This is a genomic window from Streptococcus sp. 27098_8_69, assembly GCF_041432445.1.
Lineage (GTDB): Bacteria > Bacillota > Bacilli > Lactobacillales > Streptococcaceae > Streptococcus.
On record NZ_JAPVZO010000006.1, the window covers coordinates 35,837 to 60,602 of the forward strand.

General features: G+C 40.2%; 25 protein-coding genes. 19 read left to right on the forward strand and 6 right to left on the reverse strand.

Going from position 1 to position 24,766, the window contains the following annotated elements:
* Positions 1-140 precede the first annotated feature (140 nt).
* The 8 genes from O3658_RS03310 (at position 141) to O3658_RS03345 (ending at position 8,204) form a co-directional block, all read left to right on the forward strand.
* The gene (locus tag O3658_RS03310; RefSeq protein ID WP_371559289.1) at positions 141-1,418 is read left to right on the forward strand and encodes a gamma-glutamylcysteine synthetase; all 1,278 of its coding nucleotides are present in this window, start codon (positions 141-143) and stop codon (positions 1,416-1,418) included.
* Between the two features lie 74 nt (positions 1,419-1,492).
* Positions 1,493-2,977 carry a threonine synthase gene (gene thrC, locus O3658_RS03315; RefSeq protein ID WP_371559290.1) on the forward strand — a complete coding sequence of 495 codons (1,485 nt, stop codon included), beginning with the start codon at positions 1,493-1,495 and terminating at the stop codon, positions 2,975-2,977.
* Positions 2,978-3,037: 60 nt separating this feature from the next.
* On the forward strand, positions 3,038-4,318 hold the full coding sequence (locus O3658_RS03320; RefSeq protein WP_371559291.1) for an MATE family efflux transporter: 1,281 nt from the start codon (positions 3,038-3,040) through the stop codon (positions 4,316-4,318).
* A gap of 3 nt (positions 4,319-4,321) precedes the next feature.
* On the forward strand, positions 4,322-4,936 hold the full coding sequence (locus O3658_RS03325; protein WP_371559292.1) for an HAD-IA family hydrolase: 615 nt from the start codon (positions 4,322-4,324) through the stop codon (positions 4,934-4,936).
* A gap of 176 nt (positions 4,937-5,112) precedes the next feature.
* On the forward strand, positions 5,113-6,234 hold the full coding sequence (locus tag O3658_RS03330) for a LysM peptidoglycan-binding domain-containing protein (protein WP_371559294.1): 1,122 nt from the start codon (positions 5,113-5,115) through the stop codon (positions 6,232-6,234).
* A gap of 151 nt (positions 6,235-6,385) precedes the next feature.
* Entirely contained in the window at positions 6,386-7,249 is an 864-nt protein-coding gene (locus O3658_RS03335) for a DUF2262 domain-containing protein (protein ID WP_371559295.1), read from the forward strand.
* 165 nt (positions 7,250-7,414) lie between these two features.
* Entirely contained in the window at positions 7,415-7,831 is a 417-nt protein-coding gene (locus tag O3658_RS03340; RefSeq protein WP_371559296.1) for a MarR family winged helix-turn-helix transcriptional regulator, read from the forward strand.
* Positions 7,832-7,841: 10 nt separating this feature from the next.
* Complete coding sequence (locus O3658_RS03345; protein WP_371559297.1) at positions 7,842-8,204, forward strand: DUF1304 domain-containing protein; 363 nt, start codon at positions 7,842-7,844, stop codon at positions 8,202-8,204.
* A gap of 47 nt (positions 8,205-8,251) precedes the next feature.
* Here O3658_RS03345 and O3658_RS03350 read toward each other — a convergent pair whose 3' ends face one another.
* Positions 8,252-9,109: a DUF975 family protein gene (locus O3658_RS03350; protein WP_371559299.1), complete on the reverse strand. Its 858-nt coding sequence runs from the start codon at positions 9,107-9,109 to the stop codon at positions 8,252-8,254.
* Positions 9,110-9,225: 116 nt separating this feature from the next.
* Here O3658_RS03350 and tgt point away from each other — a divergent pair, with 116 nt between their 5' ends.
* The 3 genes from tgt (at position 9,226) to O3658_RS03365 (ending at position 12,923) form a co-directional block, all read left to right on the forward strand.
* Positions 9,226-10,368, forward strand: coding sequence for a tRNA guanosine(34) transglycosylase Tgt (gene tgt, locus O3658_RS03355; RefSeq protein WP_371559300.1), 1,143 nt, complete (start codon positions 9,226-9,228; stop codon positions 10,366-10,368).
* Between the two features lie 132 nt (positions 10,369-10,500).
* A complete protein-coding gene (locus O3658_RS03360) occupies positions 10,501-12,318 on the forward strand; it encodes an acyltransferase family protein (RefSeq protein WP_371559301.1) in 1,818 nt (605 codons plus the stop codon).
* A 263-nt stretch (positions 12,319-12,581) separates the two neighbouring features.
* Positions 12,582-12,923 (forward strand): metal-sulfur cluster assembly factor, encoded by a 342-nt coding sequence (locus O3658_RS03365; protein ID WP_153225650.1) that lies wholly within the window; start codon positions 12,582-12,584, stop codon positions 12,921-12,923.
* Between the two features lie 43 nt (positions 12,924-12,966).
* Here O3658_RS03365 and O3658_RS03370 read toward each other — a convergent pair whose 3' ends face one another.
* A complete protein-coding gene (locus O3658_RS03370) occupies positions 12,967-13,335 on the reverse strand; it encodes a glyoxalase (RefSeq protein ID WP_371559303.1) in 369 nt (122 codons plus the stop codon).
* A gap of 131 nt (positions 13,336-13,466) precedes the next feature.
* Positions 13,467-15,170 (reverse strand): dihydroxy-acid dehydratase, encoded by a 1,704-nt coding sequence (ilvD, locus tag O3658_RS03375; protein ID WP_371559304.1) that lies wholly within the window; start codon positions 15,168-15,170, stop codon positions 13,467-13,469.
* Positions 15,171-15,354: 184 nt separating this feature from the next.
* Here ilvD and O3658_RS03380 point away from each other — a divergent pair, with 184 nt between their 5' ends.
* The 4 genes from O3658_RS03380 to rpmG all read left to right on the forward strand — a co-directional run bounded on the left by O3658_RS03380 (position 15,355) and on the right by rpmG (position 17,061).
* The gene (locus O3658_RS03380) at positions 15,355-16,362 is read left to right on the forward strand and encodes an SPFH domain-containing protein (protein ID WP_371559305.1); all 1,008 of its coding nucleotides are present in this window, start codon (positions 15,355-15,357) and stop codon (positions 16,360-16,362) included.
* Positions 16,363-16,364: 2 nt separating this feature from the next.
* A complete protein-coding gene (locus O3658_RS03385) occupies positions 16,365-16,565 on the forward strand; it encodes a PTS ascorbate transporter subunit IIC (RefSeq protein ID WP_301559864.1) in 201 nt (66 codons plus the stop codon).
* Between the two features lie 148 nt (positions 16,566-16,713).
* Positions 16,714-16,896, forward strand: coding sequence for a 50S ribosomal protein L32 (rpmF, locus tag O3658_RS03390; protein WP_000290417.1), 183 nt, complete (start codon positions 16,714-16,716; stop codon positions 16,894-16,896).
* A gap of 15 nt (positions 16,897-16,911) precedes the next feature.
* Positions 16,912-17,061, forward strand: a complete 150-nt coding sequence (gene rpmG / locus O3658_RS03395) for a 50S ribosomal protein L33 (protein ID WP_001265622.1) — start codon at positions 16,912-16,914, stop codon at positions 17,059-17,061.
* 71 nt (positions 17,062-17,132) lie between these two features.
* Here rpmG and O3658_RS03400 read toward each other — a convergent pair.
* Positions 17,133-18,481 (reverse strand): IS3 family transposase gene (locus O3658_RS03400; RefSeq protein ID WP_371559312.1). Its coding sequence is split into 2 segments (ribosomal slippage): positions 17,133-18,040 and positions 18,040-18,481, totalling 1,350 coding nucleotides; the frame shifts between segments, so codons are not numbered across the junction.
* A 98-nt stretch (positions 18,482-18,579) separates the two neighbouring features.
* Entirely contained in the window at positions 18,580-18,753 is a 174-nt protein-coding gene (locus O3658_RS03405) for a FanG protein (RefSeq protein ID WP_371559314.1), read from the reverse strand.
* 28 nt (positions 18,754-18,781) lie between these two features.
* Between O3658_RS03405 and O3658_RS03410 the strand changes: the two genes are divergently transcribed.
* The 4 genes from O3658_RS03410 to O3658_RS03425 all read left to right on the forward strand — a co-directional run bounded on the left by O3658_RS03410 (position 18,782) and on the right by O3658_RS03425 (position 22,592).
* Positions 18,782-19,396 (forward strand): CadD family cadmium resistance transporter, encoded by a 615-nt coding sequence (locus tag O3658_RS03410; RefSeq protein ID WP_371559315.1) that lies wholly within the window; start codon positions 18,782-18,784, stop codon positions 19,394-19,396.
* An 11-nt stretch (positions 19,397-19,407) separates the two neighbouring features.
* Positions 19,408-19,746 carry a Cd(II)/Zn(II)-sensing metalloregulatory transcriptional regulator CadX gene (gene cadX / locus O3658_RS03415; RefSeq protein WP_000711078.1) on the forward strand — a complete coding sequence of 113 codons (339 nt, stop codon included), beginning with the start codon at positions 19,408-19,410 and terminating at the stop codon, positions 19,744-19,746.
* Positions 19,747-20,359: 613 nt separating this feature from the next.
* Entirely contained in the window at positions 20,360-20,494 is a 135-nt protein-coding gene (gene rpmH / locus O3658_RS03420; protein WP_000831905.1) for a 50S ribosomal protein L34, read from the forward strand.
* A 133-nt stretch (positions 20,495-20,627) separates the two neighbouring features.
* A complete protein-coding gene (locus O3658_RS03425; protein WP_371559318.1) occupies positions 20,628-22,592 on the forward strand; it encodes a peptide ABC transporter substrate-binding protein in 1,965 nt (654 codons plus the stop codon).
* Between the two features lie 293 nt (positions 22,593-22,885).
* Here O3658_RS03425 and O3658_RS03430 read toward each other — a convergent pair whose 3' ends face one another.
* Complete coding sequence (locus tag O3658_RS03430; RefSeq protein WP_371559320.1) at positions 22,886-24,730, reverse strand: APC family permease; 1,845 nt, start codon at positions 24,728-24,730, stop codon at positions 22,886-22,888.
* Between the last annotated feature and the right edge of the window lie 36 nt (positions 24,731-24,766).

The window sequence follows — 24,766 nt, forward strand, 5'->3', positions numbered from 1 at the left end:
ATAAACGCTAGAAAAGTTGACTTTATATCGCCTCTTTAAGGTTTTCAGCAAATTTTCTGAGTTTCTTCTCGAGGGGATTTTGGTATAATATAGAAAGCAATTGATCTTTCTAGTAAGAGAATTTAGAGTGAGAGGTATCTATGTCCCCTTCTATTCAGTTATTGAAAAACCGTTATTTAAAAAATATAAAAGAAAATCCAAATCTCTATATTGGGATTGAGTTGGAGTTTCCTATCGTACATGTAGATGGACAAGCTACCGATATTGAAGTCAGTAAGGATTTGATGTGCTTTTTGGTGGATGCTCTCGGTCTGGAAGTTGAAAAGGAAGACCAGGATGGCAATCCAATTCAACTTGTAGAACCGATCAGTCAAGACCGGATTTTGTTTGAGGTTTCCTACACGACCTTGGAGTTTGCCTTTGGCAGAGCCCAGAAAATCCAAGAGGTCCAAGGACGATTTCAAGCTTATATGAAGGTTATTCAGGAAAAGCTTGGGGAAAAGGATCATGCGATTCAGGGTTGGGGGATTCATCCTAACTGGAATATCAATGATAATCTGCCTGTCGCTTATCCGCGTTACCAGATGCTGATGGCTTATCTGCAGATGGGAAGTCGCCAAGAGAGTGCTGATTTGCATGACTTTCCACAATACGGTGCTTTTATCTGTGGGAGTCAAGTTCAGTTGGACGTATCGACTGCTAACTACCTACATGTCATCAATGCTTTCACCCAGATTGAAGCAGCCAAAGCTTACCTGTTTGCCAATTCTGAGTTTTCGGGAGCAGATTGGGATACTTTGATTTCACGAGATATCTTTTGGGAAGACTCCATGCATGGGATTTATCCAGAGAATGTTGGTGTCAATGCAAAACTCTTCAAAGATGAGGATGATTTCTTTGATTATCTAGACCGCTCTGCGATTTTTACAGCAGAACGAGATGGGGAAACCTACTATTTTTCTCCGATTCGGGCTAGAGATTACCTAGCTACTGATGAAATTTTTGCCTATACTCTAAATGGAAAAGAAACTCTGCTTGTCCCTCAAGAGAAGGATTTTCAAACGCACCGTAGTTACCAATATCAAGACTTGACGACTAGAGGAACGGTCGAATTTCGTAGTGTTTGTACGCAACCCCTAGACCGAACCTTTGCTTCAGCAGCCTTTCATCTAGGTTTGCTAGTTAATTTAGATAAGCTTGAAACTTATCTAGAAACAGCACCTTTCTTTGAGAGATTTGGTCGTGACTACAAATCTTTGAGACGCGAGTTTTCTAAGAAACAGCTTTCAGACGAGGAGACAGCTGGAATTGTTCAATTCTCAAAAGACTTGCTAGCTATAGCAGAGCAAGGTCTTGAAATGAGAGGTCAGCAAGAAATGACCTATTTAGAGCCTTTGAAAGAAAAAATGACTCTATAATTTTCTTATAAAGGAAGAATTTTCTGAAAAATCATGTTATAATGGATGAGACTATAGATAAAGGATAGAGATTTATGACATTAGTTTATCAATCAACGCGAGACGCAAAAAATACCGTAACAGCCAGCCAAGCGATTTTGCAAGGTTTGGCAACAGATGGAGGTTTGTTTACTCCGGTTAGTTATCCAAAGGTAGATTTGGATTTTGACACATTAAAAGATGCTTCTTACCAAGAAGTGGCTAAGTTGGTCTTGTCTGCCTTCTTGGATGACTTTACAGCAGAAGAGTTGGATTACTGTATCACCAATGCCTATGACAGCAAGTTTGATACACCAGCCATTGCCCCTCTTGTCAAACTTGATGGTCAATACAACTTGGAACTCTTCCATGGTTCAACCATTGCTTTTAAAGACATGGCCTTGTCTATCTTGCCATACTTTATGACAACAGCTGCCAAGAAACACGGACTGGAAAACAAGATTGTCATTTTGACAGCGACATCTGGGGACACTGGGAAAGCTGCCATGGCAGGATTTGCGGATGTTCCTGGAACTGAAATTATCGTCTTTTATCCAAAGGACGGTGTCAGCAAGGTGCAAGAGTTGCAAATGACCACTCAAACTGGTGACAACACTCATGTCATCGCCATTGATGGGAACTTTGACGATGCTCAAACCAACGTCAAGCATATGTTCAACGATGTGGCCCTTCGTGAAAAATTGGCAGCTAATAAATTGCAATTTTCATCAGCTAACTCTATGAACATTGGTCGTTTGGTACCACAGATTGTTTATTATGTTTATGCTTACGCTCAGTTGGTTAAGGCTGGTGAAATTGTGGCTGGTGATAAGGTCAACTTCACAGTACCAACAGGAAACTTTGGAAATATCTTGGCTGCCTTTTACGCTAAGCAAATCGGTTTACCAGTTGGTAAGTTGATCTGTGCTTCAAATGACAATAATGTCTTGACAGACTTCTTCAAGACTCGTGTCTATGACAAGAAGCGTGAGTTTAAGGTAACCACTAGCCCATCTATGGATATCTTGGTCTCTTCAAACTTGGAGCGTTTGATTTTCCATCTTTTGGGTAATGATGCGATTAAGACAGCTGAACTCATGGATGCTTTGAACACTCAAGGTCAGTATGAATTGAAAGATTTTGATGCAGAGATTCTTGACCTCTTTGCAGCGGAGTATGCGACAGAAGCGGAAACCGCAGCAGAAATTAAGCGTGTCTACGAGTCAGACTCTTACATCGAGGATCCTCATACAGCAGTTGCTTCAGCCGTATATAAAAAATACCAAGCAGAGACAGGCGATGTGGCTAAGACTGTGATTGCTTCAACAGCTAGTCCATACAAGTTCCCGGTAGTTGCAGTAGAAGCTGTAACAGGGAAAGTAGGCTTGACTGACTTTGAAGCCTTGGCTCAATTACATGAAATCTCAGGAGTGGCTGTGCCACCTGCAGTTGATGGGCTTGAAACAGCTCCAGTTCGTCACAAGACAACTGTTGCGGCAGCAGATATGCAGACTGCAGTAGAAACTTATCTAGGACTTTAAAAGAGAGGAAGTAAACTCGGTTGGGAAACTAACTGAGTTTCTTTTCATCAGGAGGAAGGATTGTTTAAGGAAAATAAGGATATTCTCAATATTGCTCTGCCAGCCATGGGAGAAAACTTTTTGCAGATGCTCATGGGGATGGTAGATAGCTATCTGGTAGCTAACCTGGGTTTGATCGCCATTTCGGGTGTATCTGTAGCTGGAAATATTATCACCATTTATCAGGCTATTTTTATTGCCTTGGGAGCAGCAATTTCGAGTGTCATTTCCAAAAGTTTGGGGCAGAAAGATCAATCTAAACTAGCCTATCATGTGACAGAAGCGCTCAAGATTACTCTGCTACTGAGTTTAGTTTTAGGGGGCTTGTCCATCTTTGCCGGTCAAGAGATGATTGGTCTTTTGGGGACAGAAGCGGCTGTGGCTGAGAGTGGTGGACTATACCTAACTTTGGTTGGTGGGACAATCGTCCTCTTGGGCTTGATGACTAGTCTAGGAGCCTTGATTCGCGCTACTCATAATCCGCGCCTTCCTCTCTATGTAAGTCTTTTATCCAATGCCCTGAATATTCTCTTTTCAAGTCTAGCTATTTTTATTCTTGATATGGGCATAGCTGGTGTTGCTTGGGGGACCATTCTATCTCGTTTGGTCGGGGTTGTGATTTTATGGTCACAATTAAAACTTCCATATACGAGACCAAGGTTTGGACTAGACAAAGACTTACTGACTCTGGCTTTGCCTGCAGCGGGTGAGCGTCTCATGATGCGGGCTGGCGATGTGGTCATTATTGCCTTGGTTGTTTCCTTTGGGACGGAGGCAGTTGCGGGAAACGCGATTGGTGAGGTCTTGACTCAATTTAACTACATGCCTGCTTTTGGTGTCGCGACGGCAACAGTAATGCAGGTGGCACGAGCAGTAGGGGAAGATGATTGGGCAAGGGTAGACAACTTAAGTAAGCAAACTTTTTGGCTATCCCTCTTTCTTATGTTGCCCTTAACACTTAGTATCTATACTCTCGGAACGCCCCTAAGTCACCTCTACACCAGTGATCCTGCGGCTATTGAAGCCAGTGTCTTGGTGACGCTTTTCTCACTACTAGGAACTCCTATGACGACGGGAACAGTCATTTATACTGCTGTCTGGCAGGGTTTGGGAAATGCACGCCTCCCCTTTTATGCGACAAGTATCGGAATGTGGTGTATCCGTATCGGAACAGGCTGCCTGATGGGAATTGTTCTTGGTTGGGGCTTGCCTGGTATTTGGGCAGGGACGCTTTTGGATAATGGTTTCCGTTGGATTTTCCTACGTTATCGTTACCAAGTTTATATGACATCGAAAGGATGAGAAATGCAAGAAATAGCTTTTATTTGGGATTTGGATGGAACTTTGTTGGACTCCTATGAAGCGATTTTAGCAGGAATCGAAGAGACTTTTGCCCAGTTTGACATTCCTTATGATAAGGCTGAGGTTCGTGCCTTTATTCTAAAAACTTCCGTTCAAGATCTGTTGGAAAAGGTGGGAGAAGAAAGAGGCTTGGATGCTGATATGCTCAATCAGGTTCGTGCTCAGAGTTTGGCTGAGAAGAATGCTCAAGTTGTTCTGATGCCGGGGGCGCGTGAAATCTTAGCTTGGGCAGACCAGCAAGGAATTGAGCAGTTTGTTTATACCCATAAAGGGGACAATGCTTTTACAATTTTGGAAAATTTGGGTTTGGCCCACTATTTCACAGAAATTTTAACCAATCAAAGTGGCTTTTCTCGGAAGCCTAGTCCAGAAGCTGCGATTTATCTTCTAGATAAGTATGAACTAGATCCTCAGCAAACTTATTATATAGGGGATCGGACTTTGGATATCGAATTTGCTCAAAATAGTGGGATTCAAAGTATCAATTTCCTTGCCTCACCTGTACCTTGTAATCAACAGATAGAGCATTTAGAAGACATTAGCTCGCTTTCCTTCTAGAATTTTCTTCAAGAATAATGTGTTAGCCTGATGACAAGAAACTAACAAACTATTTCAAGTAATGTAATTTGTTACAACGAATGTACAGTTCTGTTAAATAGCCCCAAAAGGGCTTTTTTTCTATTTTCTTTGTGTTATGATAGACAGGTACTACATTTGAAAAGGAGTTTGATAGTATGAAGAAAAGAATTATTTTAGCATCAACAGTAGCCTTGTCCCTTGCCCCTGTATTGGCAACCCAAGCAGAAGAACTAGTATGGACAGCGCGTAGTGTTGAGCAAATTCAAAACGATGTTACCAAGAATGAGAATAAAACAAGCTATACGATTCAGTATGGTGATACCTTAAGTACCATTGCCGAAGCTTTGGGAGTGGATGTGAACGTTCTTGCTAACTTGAACAAGATTAGCAATATTGATTTGATCTTCCCTGAGACAGTCCTTACAACAACTGTCAATGAAAAAGAAGAAGTGACAGAGGTTGAAATTCAAACCCCTGATACAGTTCAAGGTGGCGAAGGAACAACTGCAATAGCAGATTTGACAACCAACCAAGTCACTGTAGATGACCAAACTGTACAGGTTGAAGATTTAACTCAACCAGTTGTAGAAACAACTGTAGCTGAGCCAGTGGCAGAAGCAACAACAGAAGCTGTTACAGAAGTTGTAGCACCGGTAGAAGAGTCAGTAGTAGAAGCCACTACTGAAGTTGCAACACCAGCAGAAGGATCTGCAGCAGAAACAACAACAGGAGCCGTTGCAGAAGTTTCAGCACCAGTGGAAGAGCCGGTCGCAGAAACACCTGTAGTGGAAGAAACGACTACAACAGAAGCACCAGTTACAGAGACTCAATCAGCACCATCAACTTATCAAGCTGAAGCAAGCCAAGGTTCATCAGCTACTTATGCAGCACCAGCAGCACCTGATTATGCAAGTATTGCAGCTTCAAAATCAGAAAATGCAGGTTTTCAGCCACAAACGGCTGCCTTTAAAGAAGAAGTAGCAAACTTGTTCGGAATCACATCATTTAGTGGTTACCGTCCAGGAGATAGTGGAGACCATGGAAAAGGCCTTGCCATTGACTTTATGGTTCCAGTAAGTTCAGCTCTTGGAGACCAAATTGCAGATTATGCTATCCAAAATATGGCTAGCCGAGGCATCAGCTACATCATCTGGAAACAACGTTTCTATGCACCATACGATAGCAAATACGGACCAGCCTACACTTGGAATCCAATGCCAGACCGTGGTAGTGTTACAGAAAACCACTATGACCACGTTCACGTTTCTATGAACTAATGATTAATAAGAAGCTATACATTTAAAAGTGTAGCTTCTTTTTTTGTAAAAATAGTATTTATAAGTGAAATAAAATCTAAAACACGCTAGAATGTAAGCGAATACAAAATCGTGCTAACGATTTTAAGCATAGAAAGAAAGGATGATAAGGATGACAAACCGATTAAAAACTCCATTTGAGAAAACAAGAGATGATTTTGAACAGGAATTTACTAGAGAAATTGTTGAACTCTTGATTTTTACCCTCCAAAATGTAAATGGAGCAATCTCTTTAAAAGATGGATGCAAGATACCGTTCGTTCATTTTAAAGCTAGTGTCAATGTCGAAACTCAGGACTTTTCTGAACTTGAAGGACGTTTGGAATGGCTCTTGACTCCAGAAGAATTTGAAGAAAAACGATGGGGCTTTAGTTTTGAACCCTACAAAATTCATCGTATTAAATGTCAAAAACGCCCCTTCATGGAGCTAGAGCCTTATATGTCAGAAGTGGCTAACAACTGCTACCGCTTGCTGGAATACCTAGATGACCAATCCACGGACTCTAGGTTAGAGAACTTGATTGAAAGCTATCAAAAACCTGTTATCATTCAAGACGCTCTTGGCGAATTCACCTTAAATAGAGCCTATTCTTGGTTTGAAGGCTTCATCACCTATGAAGGCGGTAAGATTCATGCTATGTTTGATGCGGGTGCAGATGAAAGTCTTCCTCCAAGTTCTTTCGATGATTTAAAGAAATTTATGGGATCTTTCCAAGTTCAAGATGCTCAGATTAAAGACTATATCGTCAAAGAACTGTGGGAAACAGCTCAAGACTGGATTGATTCAGATGAAAATGATGTGGAGTTAACAGAAGAGTATTTTACCAACTCTCTTTTCTTGAGTGAACTCTCTGTTAACGAAGAGGGGCAATTAACTCTCTACTATGATGATCGTGAAGAAATTTTTGCAGGTCATGCCATCGAAGTTGTCATCGATAAAGAGGGAGAAATCCTTCGAGCAGATTTGGTAGGTTAGTGCTGGATTTTATTTAGAATATAGAAGTAATAGCCTTTTGGGATTGAAACCAAGAGGCTATTTTTCGGTGTGAGCAAAATAGTTGCGTTTTTAATCTTTATGTATTATACTTGACAAGTCAATTATTGATAAATCAAATATAAAAGAAAGGAGAAAATACTAAAAATGCATGAATTGCTATACCAGCTCCATTTAACAGATCAGACCATCACTCAACTTTTTGAGAAACAATTGGGAATTAGTTTGACCCGCTATCAAATCCTGCAATTTTTACTGCAACAGTCACCCTGTAACCAGATTGCCGTTCAGGAGAAGTTACAGATTGACCAGGCAGCCTTGACCCGTCATTTTAAGATACTGGAGTCAGAGGGCTATGTCAGTCGCAATCGGAATCCAATCAATCAACGAGAAGTCTTAGTTGAATTAAGCCAAGAAGCCAAGAATCAACTCTTGGTCAATCCGCCTAAACATCACTTGCGAGTGAAGGAGCAGATGGAGAACATCTTATCCTCTACTGAGCAGCAAGACCTGACAGCTTTGTTGACAAAACTAGTATTAGGATTAGAAAAAATAGAATTTTAAGGAGAAAACGATGTCAATCATTACTACTATTTTAGCAACCCTTGTTGCCCTCGAACATTTTTATATCTTTTATTTGGAGAGTATCGCAACCCAATCAGACGCAACTAGCCGAGTCTTTAATATGGAAATGGAAGAGTTGACTCGACCATCTGTAACCTCACTTTTCAAAAACCAAGGAATTTATAATGCCTTGATTGGGGTATTTCTTATTTACGGAATTTATATCTTACATAGCTTAGAAATCGTAACAATCTTTGTTTTATTTGTCATAGGAGCAGCGACCTATGGTGCCTTAACTGCAGATAAAAAAATCATTCTCAAACAAGGTGGACCGGCAATCTTAGCACTCTTGAGTATCCTTTTCTTGAAATAAAAAGGACCAGCACTTTCTATAGAAGGTGCTGGTTTTAATCATTCACATTAAACTTTTCTCCGCTTGATTTCGAGTAATCTTTGATAAAAGAAGAATTGACTACTATAGATATAAGGGAAAGTAGGGATGCTCGCAATTCCGAAGCTGATCCAGATAAGGAGATACCAAGGAAGTAGCTGTAAATCAAGTACGAAGCGTTGGAACTTATAACCTTTCATAAGGAAGCGACTGGTTTTGAGTACGCGACTTGGCTTGGCAATTCCAATTGCAAGGGTATCACATAGGAGAAGCTCTACTTGGGAATAAGCGTAGTATTGCGGCAGATAGGCAATGGTTCCCAAAATCATCAGAAAGACGCTACCAAAGAAGTAGAGTGCAAAAGTGAGCAGAAAATGTTCGATATCTGAATTGGTGACGTCTACGGCTGGAAATTCGGGATGAAGTTCTACAAATTTACGAGCCATGGCACTGCTATAAAAGAGCAAGTAGGCACCAAAAAGATTAGGGATGCTCCACAAAAAGAGATAGAAACGCTTGAGCAAGAGAGTCAGAAAGGTCTGGGTGAAGAAGCGATTGTCAAGTAAGGACAGACTATCTTTAAAGGAAAGCTCTATCTCAGAAATTCTGTAGAGATTAATGGTTGTAAACAGAGCACCAGCTAGGATAATAGAACTTGTAAATCCTACTACTAGAGGAAAGAGTGAAGACTGGATCAAGCTCATCAAAAAAGTAAAGAAGGATTGCTCAAGAATCCCCTCATCAAGTAGGGATAATGGGCTTATAAAGCTGGATAGAATCAGGAAAATGCTTGGTAATAAAAAGACAAGCAATAGACGAGGATGTTCAGCTTGAAACTGTTTAGCTTGTTGACGAACTTCTTTTAAATCAATTTTTGGGTATTTCATTCTTTCATTATACCATAGTTCGTGACAGTTCCTGTTTTTTTTGATAGAATCATACAGTATGCCCTTGGGCACAAAGTAAGAACTGGGACTGTCTTTCCCAGCTTCGGAGGTAAAAAATGTCAGATTCACCAATCAAATATCGTTTGATTAAGAAAGAAAAACACACGGGAGCTCGTTTGGGTGAGATTATCACGCCACATGGAACCTTCCCAACTCCTATGTTTATGCCGGTTGGGACTCAAGCAACTGTTAAAACCCAATCGCCAGAAGAATTGAAAGAGATGGGTTCAGGGATCATCCTCTCCAACACCTATCACTTGTGGCTACGTCCTGGAGATGAGTTGATTGCTCGAGCAGGTGGGCTTCATAAGTTCATGAACTGGGACCAGCCTATCTTGACAGATAGTGGAGGTTTTCAAGTTTATTCCCTAGCAGATAGTCGTAATATCACAGAGGAAGGTGTGACTTTCAAAAACCACCTCAATGGTTCCAAGATGTTCCTTTCACCTGAAAAAGCCATCTCTATCCAGAACAATCTAGGCTCAGATATCATGATGTCCTTTGATGAGTGCCCTCAATTTTATCAACCTTATGATTATGTGAAAAAATCAATCGAACGGACCAGCCGTTGGGCTGAGCGTGGGTTAAATGCTCACCGTCGTCCGCATGACCAAGGTTTATTTGGGATTGTGCAAGGGGCAGGATTTGAAGATCTTCGTCGTCAGTCAGCTCAGGATCTTGTCAGCATGGACTTCCCAGGCTACTCTATCGGTGGACTAGCAGTTGGAGAAACTCACGAAGAGATGAACGCAGTTTTGGACTTCACCACTCAACTCCTTCCTGAGAATAAACCTCGCTACTTGATGGGAGTGGGAGCGCCAGATAGCTTGATTGATGGGGTGATTCGTGGGGTCGATATGTTTGACTGTGTCTTGCCGACTCGTATCGCTCGTAACGGTACTTGTATGACTAGCCAAGGACGTTTGGTTGTCAAGAATGCCCAGTTCGCTGAGGACTTTACACCACTTGATCCTGAGTGCGATTGCTACACATGTAAGAACTATACACGTGCTTATCTTCGTCACTTGCTCAAGGCCGATGAAACCTTTGGTATCCGCTTGACCAGTTACCATAATCTCTACTTCTTGCTCAATCTGATGAAGCAGGTTCGTCAGGCTATTATGGATGACAATCTCTTGGAATTCCGTGAGCATTTTGTTGAAAAATATGGCTACAATAAATCAGGTCGTAATTTCTAAGTTTAGTAGACTAAAGCTGAAATCCTAAGTTTTCTCTTAGGATTTTTCTTCTTTTTTTGATAAAATAAAGGTAGTATGGAATGAACATTAGATGGTTTTTTTACTACTCTAATGAACGGAGAATAAACTCGTATGCGTATAAAATGGTTTTCCTTGATTAGGATTACAGGCTTACTCTTGGTACTCTTGTACCATTTTTTTCAGACGGTTTTTCCAGGAGGTTTCTTTGGGGTTGACGTCTTCTTCACCTTTTCAGGTTTTCTAATTACGTCACTCCTGTTAGAAGAATTTGGACAAAAAGGTAAGATTGATATTCTAGGATTTTTTAGGAGACGTTTTTATCGGATTTTCCCTCCAGTCGTCTTGATGATTCTCGTCGTTATGCCCTTTACTTTCTTAGTTCGCCAAGATTATATAGCCGGGATTGGTAGTCAGATAGCTGGTGTTCTTGGTTTTATGACTAACTTCTATGAAATGTTAACAGGGGGAAGTTATGAATCTCAGTTCATCCCCCATCTCTTTGTTCATAACTGGAGTTTAGCGGTTGAAGTTCATTACTATATCTTGTGGGGCTTGGCAGTTTGGTTCTTGTCCAAGCGGGTAAAATCATCTGGACAATTAAGAGGGCTAGTCTTTCTTCTATCATCAGCTGTCTTTATCATCGGTTTTCTTTCAATGTTTATCGGTAGCTTCATCGTTTCTTCCTACTCGACGCTCTACTTTTCTAGCTTTACTCACGTCTATCCTTTCTTTCTAGGCAGTATTTTGGCATCTTTGGTAGGTGTTCGTCAAACGACTACTCTTGTTAAGCGTTTAAATAATACCTGGGATTTGAAAAAGACCTTGCTAGTATTCGGGGCAGGTCTCGGAGTTTTACTCTTATTGACCTTCTTCGTGAAATTCAATTATCTCTTTGCCTACTTGCTTGGCTTCTTGTTGGCAAGTTTAGCTGCTCTTTTGATGATCGTTGCAGCACGACTTTTGCATGAGAAAACTCCGACGATTGAAGAGCCAAAGGTAATTAGCTTCTTAGCTGACACCAGCTATGCCGTTTATCTTTTCCACTGGCCGTTTTATATCATTTTCTCTCAGTTGATGAGCAATCTACCAGCAGTGATTCTCACCACTATCTTCTCTTATCTCTTTGCAAGCCTTTCTTTCTATGTGATTGAACCTTTCATTGCAGGGAAGAACAGTAGCTTATTGCAAAAGGTAAAAGAAATTCCGCATATTCTACCAATCTTTGCGGGTAGCGTTGGATTTCTTAGCTTGCTGACACTGATTGTGATGCTTATTGCTCCCCAAGTAGGCGCTTTTGAAACGGATTTGATGGTAAATGGCCTCAATCAAGCTCAAACCAATATTACCCGTACAAAAACCATGGCGGATCAAGCAGAAGCAAGTCGCTACAATATTGCCGAAGGTGTATCCATCATCGGAGATTCTGTAACCTTGCGTGCAACACCTGGACTAAAAGAGGTTCTACCAGACGCTCAGACAGATGGTCAAGTCAGCAGAAATACCAAGCAAGCCAATGCTATTATGCTCAACCACAGTCAGAATAAAGTCCTCCCTAAAATAGTCGTTATTGCTACTGGAGTGAATAACCCTGAGGATTATAAGGCTGATATTGATTCTTTGATAACAAATCTACCTAAGGGCCATCAGCTTGTACTTGTGACACCTTATGAAGGGGACAAAACTCAAGCAACTCAGCCTTATGTAGAACAGTATGCTAGCTATGTGCGTGAAGTAGCTCAAAAGTATCCTTACATTGAGGTTGCAGACTGGAATCAGGTGTCTAAAGATCATCCAGACATCTGGAAAGGAACGGACCAGGTTCACTTTGGAAGTGATAATACCAAACTAGAAGAGGGAGCTAAGCTCTACGCAGAAACGATAGCATCAGCTATCAAGGCCTTGGCAGATAAACCTGTGAAGTCAAAATAATATTTAAAAAGTAGAGATGACCTTTCTCTACTTTTTCTTTTTAGAAAGTATTTCTTAGAAGCTCAATCATTCTCTAAGTTTATCTCTTTAACCTATGCCAATATCCTCTTGCTCTAGGTTGCTAGGTTTTTGGGCAGTTTGGACCAACTATGGCAATCTCTATGCTTTCGTTTTTATGGCGAATCCAGTCTTGATTGGGAAAAACTTGCCAAATTGTCAGAATTATGAGAAAATAGGTGCAGTTTACAAATGGAGGGAATGCAATGAGAGAAGATATCAAAATCAATGATCGTGCTTTAGCATTAGGGGATCAAATCATTGACAAGCTAGAAAAAGTTTACGATACAGATGTGGAACTAGATGTCTATAATCTTGGCTTGATTTACGAGATTCATTTGGACGAGGCTGGTCTTTGTACAATTGTCATGACCTTCACCGATACTGCCTGTGACTGTGCAGAAAGTTTACCCATCGAAATCGTGGCAGGCTTGAAACAGATAGAGGGAATTGAGGATGTCAGGGTTGAAGTTACTTGGTCACCTGCCTGGAAGATTACACGAATCAGTCGCTATGGTCGCATAGCGCTTGGACTACCACCACGCTAAAATACAAGAGCTCTCTGCTAATAAACAGAGAGCTGTTTTGTTATTAGATTCCCTTAACTGCGAAATAGTGTCCACTTGAATTTGCAAAGTTAAAGTTAGGGAAAGGTTGAGTATTGATCGGACTAGTGGTATCAGTCACTGCAGCTAGGCGCTCGTGAAGGGCGTGAAGGTCTACTGACTCAAAGAGTAGGCTTGGCTTCATATCGATTACTTCTGGCGATACCTGACGAATAAAGTCTTTGGCGTAGACAGTGAAAGTCAGCGTACTGTCAGTGTGAGGTTTCATCTCAAAAGTTTCAAATCCCATTATTTCTGATTGATTAAAAACTTCAAATCCAATGGCAGACCAAAAGTCTCTCTCCATTGCTACATCATCTACGTAGTGCATAATTCCTGTATTTTGTGAAAACATTGTTTCTCCTTCATAATCATAGTTAGAGCAATTATCTTACACATTTCACGAGATAAGACAAAGGATTAGAAAAAGCAGTCCTTTAGTTACTGCTTTTAGTTACTGCTTTTAGTTACTGCTTATTTTTCTAATTATTTTTTACCAGATTGTTCCATATTCCAGAAGTCTGTAACGGCACCACGTGATGCAGAAGATACGGTGTGGGCATACTTACCAAGGACACCACGGCTATAGAGTGGTGGCAAGGTTGTTTCTGCCTTGCGTTTTTCAAGTTCTTCATCGGAAACGGCCATGGAAATTTCTTTTGTATCTTGGTCGACAGTGACGATATCGCCTGTACGGAGATAGGCAATTGGTCCACCATCCTGAGCTTCAGGAGCGATATGTCCAACAACCAATCCATAAGTACCACCAGAGAAGCGTCCGTCTGTCAAGAGGGCAACCTTGTCTCCTTGTCCCTTACCAACGATCATTGATGAAAGTGATAGCATCTCAGGCATACCAGGACCACCCTTAGGTCCAACGAAACGAACAACGACAACATCGCCATCAACGATTTCATCTGACAAGACAGCTTGGATAGCATCTTCTTCTGAGTCAAAGACCTTAGCTGGACCAACGTGACGACGAACCTTAACACCTGACACCTTGGCAACTGCACCGTCAGGAGCAAGATTACCGTTCAAGATAATAAGCGGACCGTCTGCACGTTTTGGATTTTCAAGTGGCATGATGACTTTTTGACCTGGTGTGAGGTCTGCAAAGTCAGCTAAGTTTTCAGCGACAGTCTTACCAGTACATGTGATACGGTCTCCGTGAAGGAATCCATTTGCTAGCAAGTACTTCATAACCGCAGGCACACCACCAACTTCGTAAAGGTCTTGGAAGACATACTGACCAGAAGGTTTCAAGTCAGCTAAGTGAGGTACACGTTCTTGGATTGTATTGAAGTCCTCAAGTGACAAGTCAACGTTAGCTGCGTGGGCAATAGCAAGCAAGTGAAGAGTGGCATTTGTAGAACCACCGAGAGCCATTGTCACTGTAATGGCATCTTCAAAGGCTTCACGAGTCAAGATATCAGACGGTTTGAGACCGAGCTCCAGCATCTTAACAACAGCACGTCCAGCTGCTTCTATGTCTTCTTTCTTATCAGCAGATTCTGCTGGGTGAGAAGAAGAACCTGGCAAGCTCATCCCCAAAACTTCGATAGCAGTCGCCATAGTATTGGCAGTATACATACCACCACAACCACCAGGCCCAGGGCAAGCATTACATTCGAGACGTTTCACGTCTTCCGCTGTCATATCACCGTGGTTCCATTTACCGATTCCTTCAAATACAGAAACCAAGTCGATGTCTTTGCCATCCAGTTTTCCAGGGGCGATAGTACCACCGTAAGCGAAAATAGCTGGGATATTCATATTGGCAATGGCAATCATGGAACCAGGCATGTTCTTGTCACAGCCACCGATAGCCACAAAGGCATCCACGTTGTGACCACCCATAGCAGCTTCGATAGAATCCGCAATGATATCACGTGACGTTAGAGAGAAGCGCATACCAGGCGTTCCCATGGCAATCCCGTCTGCTACCGTAATGGTTCCAAATTGAACCGGCCAAGCACCAGCAGATTTGACACCTTCTTTTGCAAGCTTACCGAAGTCATGCAAGTGGATATTACATGGTGTATTTTCTGCCCAAGTCGAAATGACTCCCACAATTGGTGTTTCAAAGTCCTTATCTGTCATACCAGTCGCACGAAGCATGGCACGGTTTGGTGATTTAACCATGCTGTCATAAATGCTACTGCGGTGACGTTTATCTAATTCTGTCATTAAGTTCCCTCCCATTTCAGTTCTTACCATTATAGCACATTTTAAAAACAATGAACAGAAGAAAATTCTTGAATTTTCAGACAATTCAAACCATTGAAATCTTCTTAAAAAAGATTGCATATTTTTGTTGACATTTAAAATTAAAGTGATATCATTTAGATATCAAACACAGGAGGTCATTCTGATGACTGAAAAACTAATCAATTCAAAACCAAATGGTGTAGTAGCATTGGTGCTCATTGAGTTGGCAATCGTACTTGGTTTCCTTATATTTATAATGGGTGCTGGTTCGGAAAATATTTTTGGAATTATTATCGGGCTTTTATTAATCTTAATTTCAGCACTAGCTCATGCTGGTTTAAAAGTTGTCAAACCTCAGGAAGCACTGGTTTTGACCCTCTTTGGTAACTATACTGGGACCATCAAAGAACCTGGTTTTTACTTTGTCAATCCCTTCAGCATAGCGGTCAATCCTGCAAACCACACTCGACTCGGACAAAGTGGTGACGTTAGCACGAAATCCCCTTTTTCAGGGATGAAATCATCAAATGGCAATGATGTAAATCTTGAAATTGGCAAGAAACAGATTTCTCTCAAAGTTATGACCTTGAGTAATTCTCGTCAAAAGATTAACGATTGCTTAGGTAATCCTGTTGAAATCGGAATCGCGGTAACTTGGAGAGTTGTTGATACAGCCAAAGCAGTCTTTAACGTAGATAACTATAAAGAATATCTCTCATTGCAGTGTGATAGCGCCCTTCGTAATATTGTCCGCATCTATCCTTATGATGTGTCTCCGAATGTGGATACTACAGGTGATGGGCAAGCCGATGAAGGAAGCCTCCGTGGTTCTAGTGAGATTGTAGCTAGTCGCATTCGTGAGGAAATTCAAAGTCGTGTAGAGGACGCTGGTTTGGAAATCCTTGAAGCACGTATTACTTACCTAGCTTATGCACCGGAAATTGCAGCTGTCATGCTTCAACGCCAACAAGCATCAGCCATTATTGATGCACGTAAGATGATTGTTGATGGCGCTGTAGGAATGGTTGAAATGGCACTAGAACGTCTCAATGAAGGAGAATTAGTAGAACTTGACGAAGAACGAAAAGCTGCTATGGTATCAAATCTCCTAGTCGTTCTCTGTGGCAATCATGATGCACAACCAATTATCAATACAGGAAGCCTTTATTAGAAATGGCAGAAGCTAAAAAAAAGCAAATCCCCCTTCGACTCTCGAATAAGTTATATGCTGCACTCGCATCATGGGCAGAAGATGACTTCCGATCAGTCAATGGGCAAATCGAATATCTTCTCACCGAATGCGTCAAACAACGGAAAAAAGACGGGAAATACGTCTCAGAGACCATTGATGAACCATTCGAGATTGAAATTTAATCTATTTTCCTATCCAGAACCTTGGATAGGAAATTTTTTTAATCTTTTTTTGTCAAGTAACTTTACTTTACAAAAAAGTTTTGATATACTATTAAAGTTGATGAAAATCAAACCTAACTGAATTATATCTTAAAAGGAGAAAAACAAAATGGCAGTACCTGCACGTCGCACTTCAAAAGCGAAGAAAAACAAACGTCGTACACACTACAAAGTAACAGCTCCATCTGTAAACTTTGACGAAACTACTGGAGATTACTCACGTTCTCACCGTGTATCACTTAAAGGATACTACAAAGGACGTAAGATCGCTAAAGCTGCATCAGCTGAATAATAGAAGGGAGATACCATGCGCGTAAATATTACACTTGAACACAAAGAATCTGGTGAACGCTTGTACCTTACTTCTAAAAACAAACGTAACACTCCAGACCGTCTTCAATTGAAGAAATACTCACCAAAACTTCGCAAACACGTTGTGTTTACAGAAGTGAAGTAAGCATTCAATACGAATCAATACATAAGAAAAACGCTCATTCTGTACTGACCCCAAAAAGTTAGACAATTAATTTATTCAAAGGATTTAGTTCTGTATTGTACAGGACTAAGTCCTTTTAGTTTTACTTTAATTCTTTTATTGTTGTAGTAATCAATATAGTCTACAATAGCTTGTTCCAAGTGCTCAAGTGACTGAAACGTATTCTCATAACCATAAAACATTTCAGACTTAAGAATGCCAAAAAAAGATTCCATCATACCGTTGTCTTGGCTGTTTCCCTTGCGTGACATAGATGCTTGAATTCCCTTACTCTCTAGGAACCGATGATAAGAATCATGTTGGTATTGCCAACCTTGGTCACTATGGAGAATCGTATCCTCGTAGTGTTTCTCTGTGAAGGCCTGTTCCAACATCGTTTTTACTTGTTCTAAGTTGGGTGAAGTTGAAAGATTATAGGCGATAATTTCGCTATTAAAACCATCTAAAACTGGTGATAAGTAAAGCTTTTGAGTACTTGCTGGAATGGCAAATTCTGTCACATCTGTGTAGCACTTTTCCATTGGTTTGGCTGCTTCAAATTGGCGTTGAATAAGGTTATCTGCTTTCTTGCCAACGTCTCCTTTATGAGAAGAATATTTTCGTTTCTGTCGCATTTTAGCTTGTAAATTGAGTACTTTCATCAAGCGTTGAACTCTTTTATGATTTACCAGATAACCACGATTTCTTAGTTCTAAATGAATCCGACGATAACCATAATTTCCCTTATGTTCGATAAAAATGGATTGAATTTCAGCTTTAAGCTCTTGGTCCTTATATGGTTTGTCTAGCTGTTTCAAGTGATAGTAGTAGGTCGAACGAGCTAGTTTAATGGCTTTTAGAAGAATATCTAACGAAAACTCAGTCATTAATTCTTGAACAATTTCTGTCTTTCTTCTTTCTCTTTTTCCTCCTTCAATCGGAGTTCTCTCAACTTTTTTAGGATGGCATTCTCCGCTCTCAGGTACTCATTTTCTGCTTGAAGACGTTCTAATTCTGTCCTCTCTTCAGGTCTCTTTTTTGGCTTACGTCCCATTTTAGGTATTCTCCCTCTTGTTTTCTCAACAATAGTATACCCGTTTTTCTTGTATTGTGCCAACCAATTCGAAAGCAATCCACTACTTGGAAGAGCATAATCCAGAGACACCCTAATTTGTGAACGACCTTCAAGAAGAACTTTATCAATGATCTCTTGTTTTAGTTCAGGAGAATAGTAACAATTCTTTCCTTTTTTGACGATTTCTATTCCATAACGATCAATCAATTTAATCATGTACTGAAGATTAGAAATGTTTATCCCAAATTGATTTGAAAGTTGTCTGAAGCTCTCTCCTTGCTTTTTGAGTTCATAGATCTGAATCTTATCCTCATATGTTAATTTCATAATAAAAACACCCCGAAAGTTAGATTTTTATGTCTAACTTTTGGGATGCAGTTCATTCCAAGCGTTTTTTTCTTTTGTTAATTTTACTATATTTCAGTTCAATCTCTACCTTTTTCACTACCTTTTTTAGATAAATATATCATCTGGATATTGAAGTTAAGCCCTGCTATCATTTCGATGGCAGGGCTTTTTAATGTTTGGTACACTACCTTCTTATCTATATTTTGATGGAGCTGAAGTTGACATCTACAAAGTTTAATGTTAGAATACATTCAAAAATATATTTGAATGAGGTGTTTTATGATTCAAAATATTGTTAGTTCAATAATCCTGTATTCTGGGACAGCCGTAGACTTACTTATTATCCTAATGTTATTTTTTGCCAAAAGAAAAAGCAGAAAAGACATCATTAACATCTATTTAGGACAATTTCTAGGCTCTGTTAGTCTAATATTGCTAAGTTTATTTTTTGCATTTGTCTTAAATTATATTCCTAGTAAAGAGATTTTAGGTTTGCTCGGTTTGATTCCAATTTTCCTAGGACTCAAAGTTTTGCATTTAGGAGATTCTGATGGAGAAGCTATTGCAAAAGATGGTTTGCGCAAAGATGATAAAAACCTGATTTTTCTAGTCGCTATGATTACTTTTGCAAGTTGTGGTGCTGACAATATTGGTGTTTTTGTCCCATATTTTACTACCTTAAATTTAACGAATTTGATAGTAACTTTACTTACTTTTCTAGTCATGATTTATCTCTTGGTTTTTTCTGCCCAAAAATTGGCACAAGTCCCTTCTGTTGGAGAAATTTTGGAAAAATATAGCAGATGGTTTATTGCCAGTGTTTATTTAGGACTGGGGATATATATCCTGATTGAAAACAACGTTTTTGACATGCTAAGGACTGTGTTCGGCTAGGAGAAAAAATTATGAAAAAAGATAGTATCTGCCAAGTGGATGTTATTAATCAACAAAACGTTACAACCGCAACGAACTACCTTGAAAAGGAAAAAGTCCAAAAATCACTTCGTATTTTATCAAAGTTTACCGATAATAAACAGATAAATATCATCTTTTATCTCCTTGCTGTTGAAGAACTCTGTGTCTGTGATATAGCCTGTTTACTAAATCTCAGTATGGCATCTGCCTCCCACCATCTTCGTAAACTAGCCAATCAAAACATCTTGGATACTAGAAGAGAGGGGAAAATTATATATTATTTTATAAAAGATGAGGAAATCAGAGATTTTTTTAATCAACTAGGATAACAACTATTTTTACGTCTAGAGCGTTTTTGTGTTGTTTAAGAAGAATAGATAGAGGTTTTAGATAACTACACATATTAGTTTTTTTAAAAATGAGATTTAATCGATGATAACTAGAAAGGATTATTACTAAATATCTTGTTTATTGCCAATTAAAAGACGGTAGAATCGTCATCCTACGGTGTTGTTGCTTTTTAAATGCAAGAAGTGACAGAAGGAAAATATAGAAAACACCTTTTACATTTAATAGGCAGGCGGAAGGTTTCAAGAGGAAAAACTTGGAACTTTGAGTGTACCAATTGGGTAAATCACTAGTACATTATACTCTTCGAAAATCAAATTCAAACCACGTCAGCTTAGCCTTGTCGTACTCAAGTACAGCCTTCGGGTCGCTTCCTAGTTTGCTCTTTGATTTTCATTGAGTATTAGATGTTTTATAGATTTCGAAAGTAAATTGGAAGGATTTTCAAATTATCCCCTCAGCAAAAAAGCTGGAAACATTTGTCAGAGCTATTGACAAATGCAAAAGAATCAGATAGAATAGTAAAGTATGTTTAGTAACTGATCACTTTATAGCCGGCTAAACGAATACAAAATCTATGAGGAGGTATTCATCGTGAAACGTACTTATCAACCAAGTAAACTACGTCGTGCGCGTAAACACGGATTCCGTAACCGTATGTCAACTAAAAACGGTCGTCGCGTATTGGCAGCTCGTCGTCGTAAAGGACGCAAAGTTTTGGCTGCATAATCCAAACGAATTCAACAATGAAGTCAGTAGGAACTCGAGTCTACTGGCTTTTGTTTTGCCCTAAAATAATAGTTTGTATAAGCTTTCTATTTTTTCTATAATATTTCATATACTATATAAATGGAGAATATTTATGAAAAAATCAAAAGCTCTCTTACTAGGGGTTGGAATTTTGAGTGCTAGCTTCTTGATGGTAGCTTGTAGCTCGACACAGTCAAATGCATCTGATAAAACCTACTCTTATGTATTTGCTAGCAATCCAGATACATTAGACTACATTACTTCGACACGTGGCTCGACGTCTAGCATTACGACAAACTTGATTGATGGACTGTTGGAAAATGATAAGTATAGCAATCTGGTTCCTTCCATGGCTGAATCATGGACAGTATCAAAAGATGGTTTGACCTATACCTATAAAATCCGTAAAGGTGTCAAGTGGTATACCTCTGAAGGGGAAGAATATGCAGAGGTAACAGCTCATGACTTTGTGACAGGCCTCAAGTATGCGGCGGATAAAAAGGCAGAAAACTTGTTCTTGGTGCAAGACTCTATCAAAGGTTTGGCGGACTATGTTGAGGGTCAATCATCAGACTTTGAGGCTGTCGGTATCAAGGCAGTCGATGACTATACTCTCCAATATACCTTAAACAAGCCAGAGTCCTACTGGAATTCTAAGACAACAGGTGGAATTTTAAGTCCTGTCAATGAAGCCTTTTTGAAATCTAAGGGGGACGAATTTGGAAGTGTAACTCCATCTAGTATCCTGTCAAATGGGGCATACTTGTTCAAATCATTCACATCAAAATCTTTGATTGAGTTTGAAAAGAATCCTAATTATTGGGACAAGGACAATGTGAAGATTGAGAAAGTAAAACTTTCCTTCTATGATGGTTCAGACCAAGACAGTTTGGCTAGAGGATTCTTGGAAGGCAACTATACAGACGGGCGTATCTTCCCAACAAGCTCTGTGTTTGATCAGTTGAAAAAAGGGAATGAAGATAAGATTACCTATACCCCTCAAAATGCTATAACCTTCTACTACCTTTTCAATGTCAATCGTCAAAGCTACAAGCAAACCATGAAACAGACGGACAAAGAAAAGACGGATTCTCGTCTAGCAATGCAAAACAAAGACTTCCGTCAGGCTATTAACTTTGCCTTTGACCGTCATGCCTATGCTGCCCAGACAAATGGAGAAGATGGAGCTGACCGAATCCTTCGAAACACAGTCACACCAAGTAACTTTGTTCAAATCGGTGGCAAAAACTTTGGAGATGCTGTCAATGAAAAGATGGTCAACTATGGTACAGAGTGGTCTAATATCAATCTGAACGATGCTCAAGCTGCTTTCTTGGACCCTGAAAAAGCTAAGGCTGAATTTGCCAAGGCTAAAGAAAGTTTGCAGGCAGAAGGGGTGACCTTCCCTATCCACTTGGATATGTTGGTAGACCAAACTGCTAAGTTGGATGTTCAGCAGGCAAGCTCCTTCAAGCAGACCGTTGAAGCAACGCTTGGTTCAGATAATGTGGTCATTGATATCATTCAATTGTCACCAGATGAGAAAGACAATGCTACCTTCTTTGCGGATACCGCCGATCAAAAGGATTATGACATCGATATCTCAGGATGGAGTGGAGATTTCTCAGATCCGAAAACCTATCTTGACCTTTTGGATCCAGACTCAGGTTCTCAACTAAAAAATCTTGGCTTGACTCCAGGGAAAGACAATGATATCAAGGAAAAACTCGGTCTAGCTACCTACAAGAAGTTGTTGGATGCGGCAGATAGTGAGAATGAAAATACGCAAACACGTTATGAAAAATTTGCCGAAGTTCAAGCTTGGTTGACAGATAGTGCTCTCTTCCTACCAGTTCAAAGTGCAGGAGCAAATCCTATCTTCCGCAAGACTGTACCGTTTACAGGGGCCTTCTCATTTGTAGGACACAAGGGAGATGCGGACAACTACAAATATGTTGAATTGCAAAAGGAAGCAGTGACTGCTAAACAGTACCAGGAACTTTATGAAAAATGGCAAAAAGAAAAAGCGGAGTCAAATAAAAAAGCCCAAGAAGATTTAGCTAACCACGTTCAATAGAAGAAGGTTATCAATAAAATTTTAATACTCTTCGAAAATCTCTTCAAACTGCGTCAACGTCGCCTTGCCGTAGGTATGTTACTGACTTCGTCAGTTTCATCTGCAACCTCAAAACAGTGTTTTGAGCTGACTTCATCAGTTTCATCTACAACCTCAAAGCAGTGCTTTGAGCAGCCTGCGGCTAGTTTCCTAGTTTGCTCTTTGATTTTCATTGAGTATAAGTCTAATTTTAGGGACTAGATTCAGAAAAAAGGCCTTACCAGGAGCTTGTTGGTTCTGGTAAGGCCTTTTCTTTATTCTTTCAAATGATATGAATAGCTGGCAACGACGACATCTTCGTGCCATCTGAGAGCATATTTTAATTTGAGACTCATTTGATTGTGTAGGATATTTTGCCAAGGTTTGTTAGGGATAAATTGGGGTACTAGAACTGTAACTGTGTAGTTCTTTTTCTTGGCTTCTTGAGAGATTTTTCGAACATAGCGAACTGTAGGTGTGATGATATCGCGATAGCTAGTATTAATGTTTTTTAGAGTGATATTTGGGAAGTAGTCGGCAAATTCTTGGAGGATTTCTTGGTCTTTTTCCTCCGTTTCCTTGGTGGAAATGTGCATCGCCAAAACTTCATCTCCAATGCTTTGAGCGTAATTAATCGCTCCGACGCTGACTCGGGTAACATTTCCCACTAATACAAGGACGATATTGCCATTGTAGGTTTTCTTTTGAATTCCTTCATAAAGTCGAAGCTGTTTGGCCACTTTTTGGTAATGACTGTGGATAGACAAAAAGAGGAAGGTTAGGACCAGGATAATAGGGAAGAATGGCCAGATATCTCCAAGTCTGAAGAAGAGTAAGATAAGAACGATAGCATAACAAATGATGGCACCGAGGATATTTGCAAAGGCAGATTTTAAGAAATGAGAGCCTTTTTCTTTTTTCCAGTGGCGAATCATCCCTGTTTGAGAAAGTGCGAAAGGTACGAAAACTCCAATAGTATAAAGAGGAATCAAGCGTTCTGTATTTCCGTTGAAAATGAGCAGAAGGATCATAGCGCCAAAGGCTAAGGTCAAAATACCGTTTGAATAACCAAGGCGGTCTCCTTTTTCCATAAAGAGATGTGGCATGTATTTGTTCTTAGCCATATTGTAAGCCAACATCGGAAAGGCAGAAAAACCAGTATTTGCAGCAACGGCTAGGATTAGAGCAGTTGAGAATTGGAAGAGATAATAAACAACTTGACCGAGAGCTGAATCCCCTAAAATTCCTTTAGCCATCTGTGAAAGGATCGTTTCTCCGTGTTGAGGAGTAATCCCCATCCAGTAGTTTAGGAAGGTAATTCCTGCAAAGAGAAATCCAAGGATAAGAGACATGATGGTCAATGTTTGAGCTGCGTTTTTTTCTTTGGGGGTCTTGAAAAATGGAACAGCATTTGAGATTGCTTCAACCCCGGTTAATGAAGCTGAACCGCTGGTAAAGGCTCTTAAAATCAAGACAATTGAGAGACTTGGGACAGTTTGACCAATTGCAGAAGTTGCATGATAGCTGAGAGAACCAGTCAATAGTTGGAAAATACCAAACAATAAGAGGAAGACCGTACTAAAGATAAAGAGATAGACAGGGATCATCAGAGAACTAGCAGATTCCCTCAAGCCTCGCAGATTCAAAAGCATGAGCAAACAGACTAGAAAAATGGAGATGTGGAGGTTGTAGGGATGGAGAGCAGGCAGTGCTGCTGTGATAGCGTCAGCGCCTGCTGCCACTGATACGGCTACTGTTAGCATATAGTCAACAAGCAGACTTCCCCCAGCAATCAAACCTAACTCAGGAGAAAGATTTTCTCGTGTTACCATATAGGCACCCCCACCTTGAGGGTAGGCGTGAATGATTTGTCGGTAAGAAATGGTTAGACTAGCAAGTAGCAAGAGGACAAAAATGCCGATAGGGAGACTCCACCAAATAGCGAGGGGAGAAAGACTAGCCAAGACAAGAACGACCTGCTCAGGTCCATAGGCGATAGATGAAAGGGCATCGCTTGAAAGCATTGCAAGTGCTTGTGTTTTTCCAAGTAGTCCTCCCTCGCCTTCAGTTAAGGACTTGAGAGGACGACCGATAAAGGTATATTTTAGTTTTGTAAACATTTTCTTTCCTTTTCTGAAAATTTCAACAAGAGTTAT

Bases quoted from the DNA above. Each gene is read 5' to 3' on its own strand.
- O3658_RS03405 (WP_371559314.1), bottom strand. From the start codon at position 18,753: ATGTATTCTAACATTAAACTTTGTAGATGTCAACTTCAGCTCCATCAA.
- O3658_RS03350 (WP_371559299.1), bottom strand. From the start codon at position 9,109: ATGAAATACCCAAAAATTGATTTAAAAGAAGTTCGTCAACAAGCTAAA.
- O3658_RS03325 (WP_371559292.1), top strand. From the start codon at position 4,322: ATGCAAGAAATAGCTTTTATTTGGGATTTGGATGGAACTTTGTTGGAC.
- O3658_RS03430 (WP_371559320.1), bottom strand. From the start codon at position 24,730: ATGTTTACAAAACTAAAATATACCTTTATCGGTCGTCCTCTCAAGTCC.
- O3658_RS03330 (WP_371559294.1), top strand. From the start codon at position 5,113: ATGAAGAAAAGAATTATTTTAGCATCAACAGTAGCCTTGTCCCTTGCC.
- O3658_RS03360 (WP_371559301.1), top strand. From the start codon at position 10,501: ATGCGTATAAAATGGTTTTCCTTGATTAGGATTACAGGCTTACTCTTG.
- O3658_RS03335 (WP_371559295.1), top strand. From the start codon at position 6,386: ATGACAAACCGATTAAAAACTCCATTTGAGAAAACAAGAGATGATTTT.
- O3658_RS03425 (WP_371559318.1), top strand. From the start codon at position 20,628: ATGAAAAAATCAAAAGCTCTCTTACTAGGGGTTGGAATTTTGAGTGCT.
- tgt (WP_371559300.1), top strand. From the start codon at position 9,226: ATGTCAGATTCACCAATCAAATATCGTTTGATTAAGAAAGAAAAACAC.
- O3658_RS03380 (WP_371559305.1), top strand. From the start codon at position 15,355: ATGACTGAAAAACTAATCAATTCAAAACCAAATGGTGTAGTAGCATTG.
- O3658_RS03365 (WP_153225650.1), top strand. From the start codon at position 12,582: ATGAGAGAAGATATCAAAATCAATGATCGTGCTTTAGCATTAGGGGAT.
- rpmG (WP_001265622.1), top strand. From the start codon at position 16,912: ATGCGCGTAAATATTACACTTGAACACAAAGAATCTGGTGAACGCTTG.
- O3658_RS03340 (WP_371559296.1), top strand. From the start codon at position 7,415: ATGCATGAATTGCTATACCAGCTCCATTTAACAGATCAGACCATCACT.
- rpmF (WP_000290417.1), top strand. From the start codon at position 16,714: ATGGCAGTACCTGCACGTCGCACTTCAAAAGCGAAGAAAAACAAACGT.
- cadX (WP_000711078.1), top strand. From the start codon at position 19,408: ATGAAAAAAGATAGTATCTGCCAAGTGGATGTTATTAATCAACAAAAC.
- O3658_RS03370 (WP_371559303.1), bottom strand. From the start codon at position 13,335: ATGTTTTCACAAAATACAGGAATTATGCACTACGTAGATGATGTAGCA.
- ilvD (WP_371559304.1), bottom strand. From the start codon at position 15,170: ATGACAGAATTAGATAAACGTCACCGCAGTAGCATTTATGACAGCATG.
- O3658_RS03385 (WP_301559864.1), top strand. From the start codon at position 16,365: ATGGCAGAAGCTAAAAAAAAGCAAATCCCCCTTCGACTCTCGAATAAG.
- O3658_RS03310 (WP_371559289.1), top strand. From the start codon at position 141: ATGTCCCCTTCTATTCAGTTATTGAAAAACCGTTATTTAAAAAATATA.
- thrC (WP_371559290.1), top strand. From the start codon at position 1,493: ATGACATTAGTTTATCAATCAACGCGAGACGCAAAAAATACCGTAACA.
- O3658_RS03410 (WP_371559315.1), top strand. From the start codon at position 18,782: ATGATTCAAAATATTGTTAGTTCAATAATCCTGTATTCTGGGACAGCC.
- O3658_RS03345 (WP_371559297.1), top strand. From the start codon at position 7,842: ATGTCAATCATTACTACTATTTTAGCAACCCTTGTTGCCCTCGAACAT.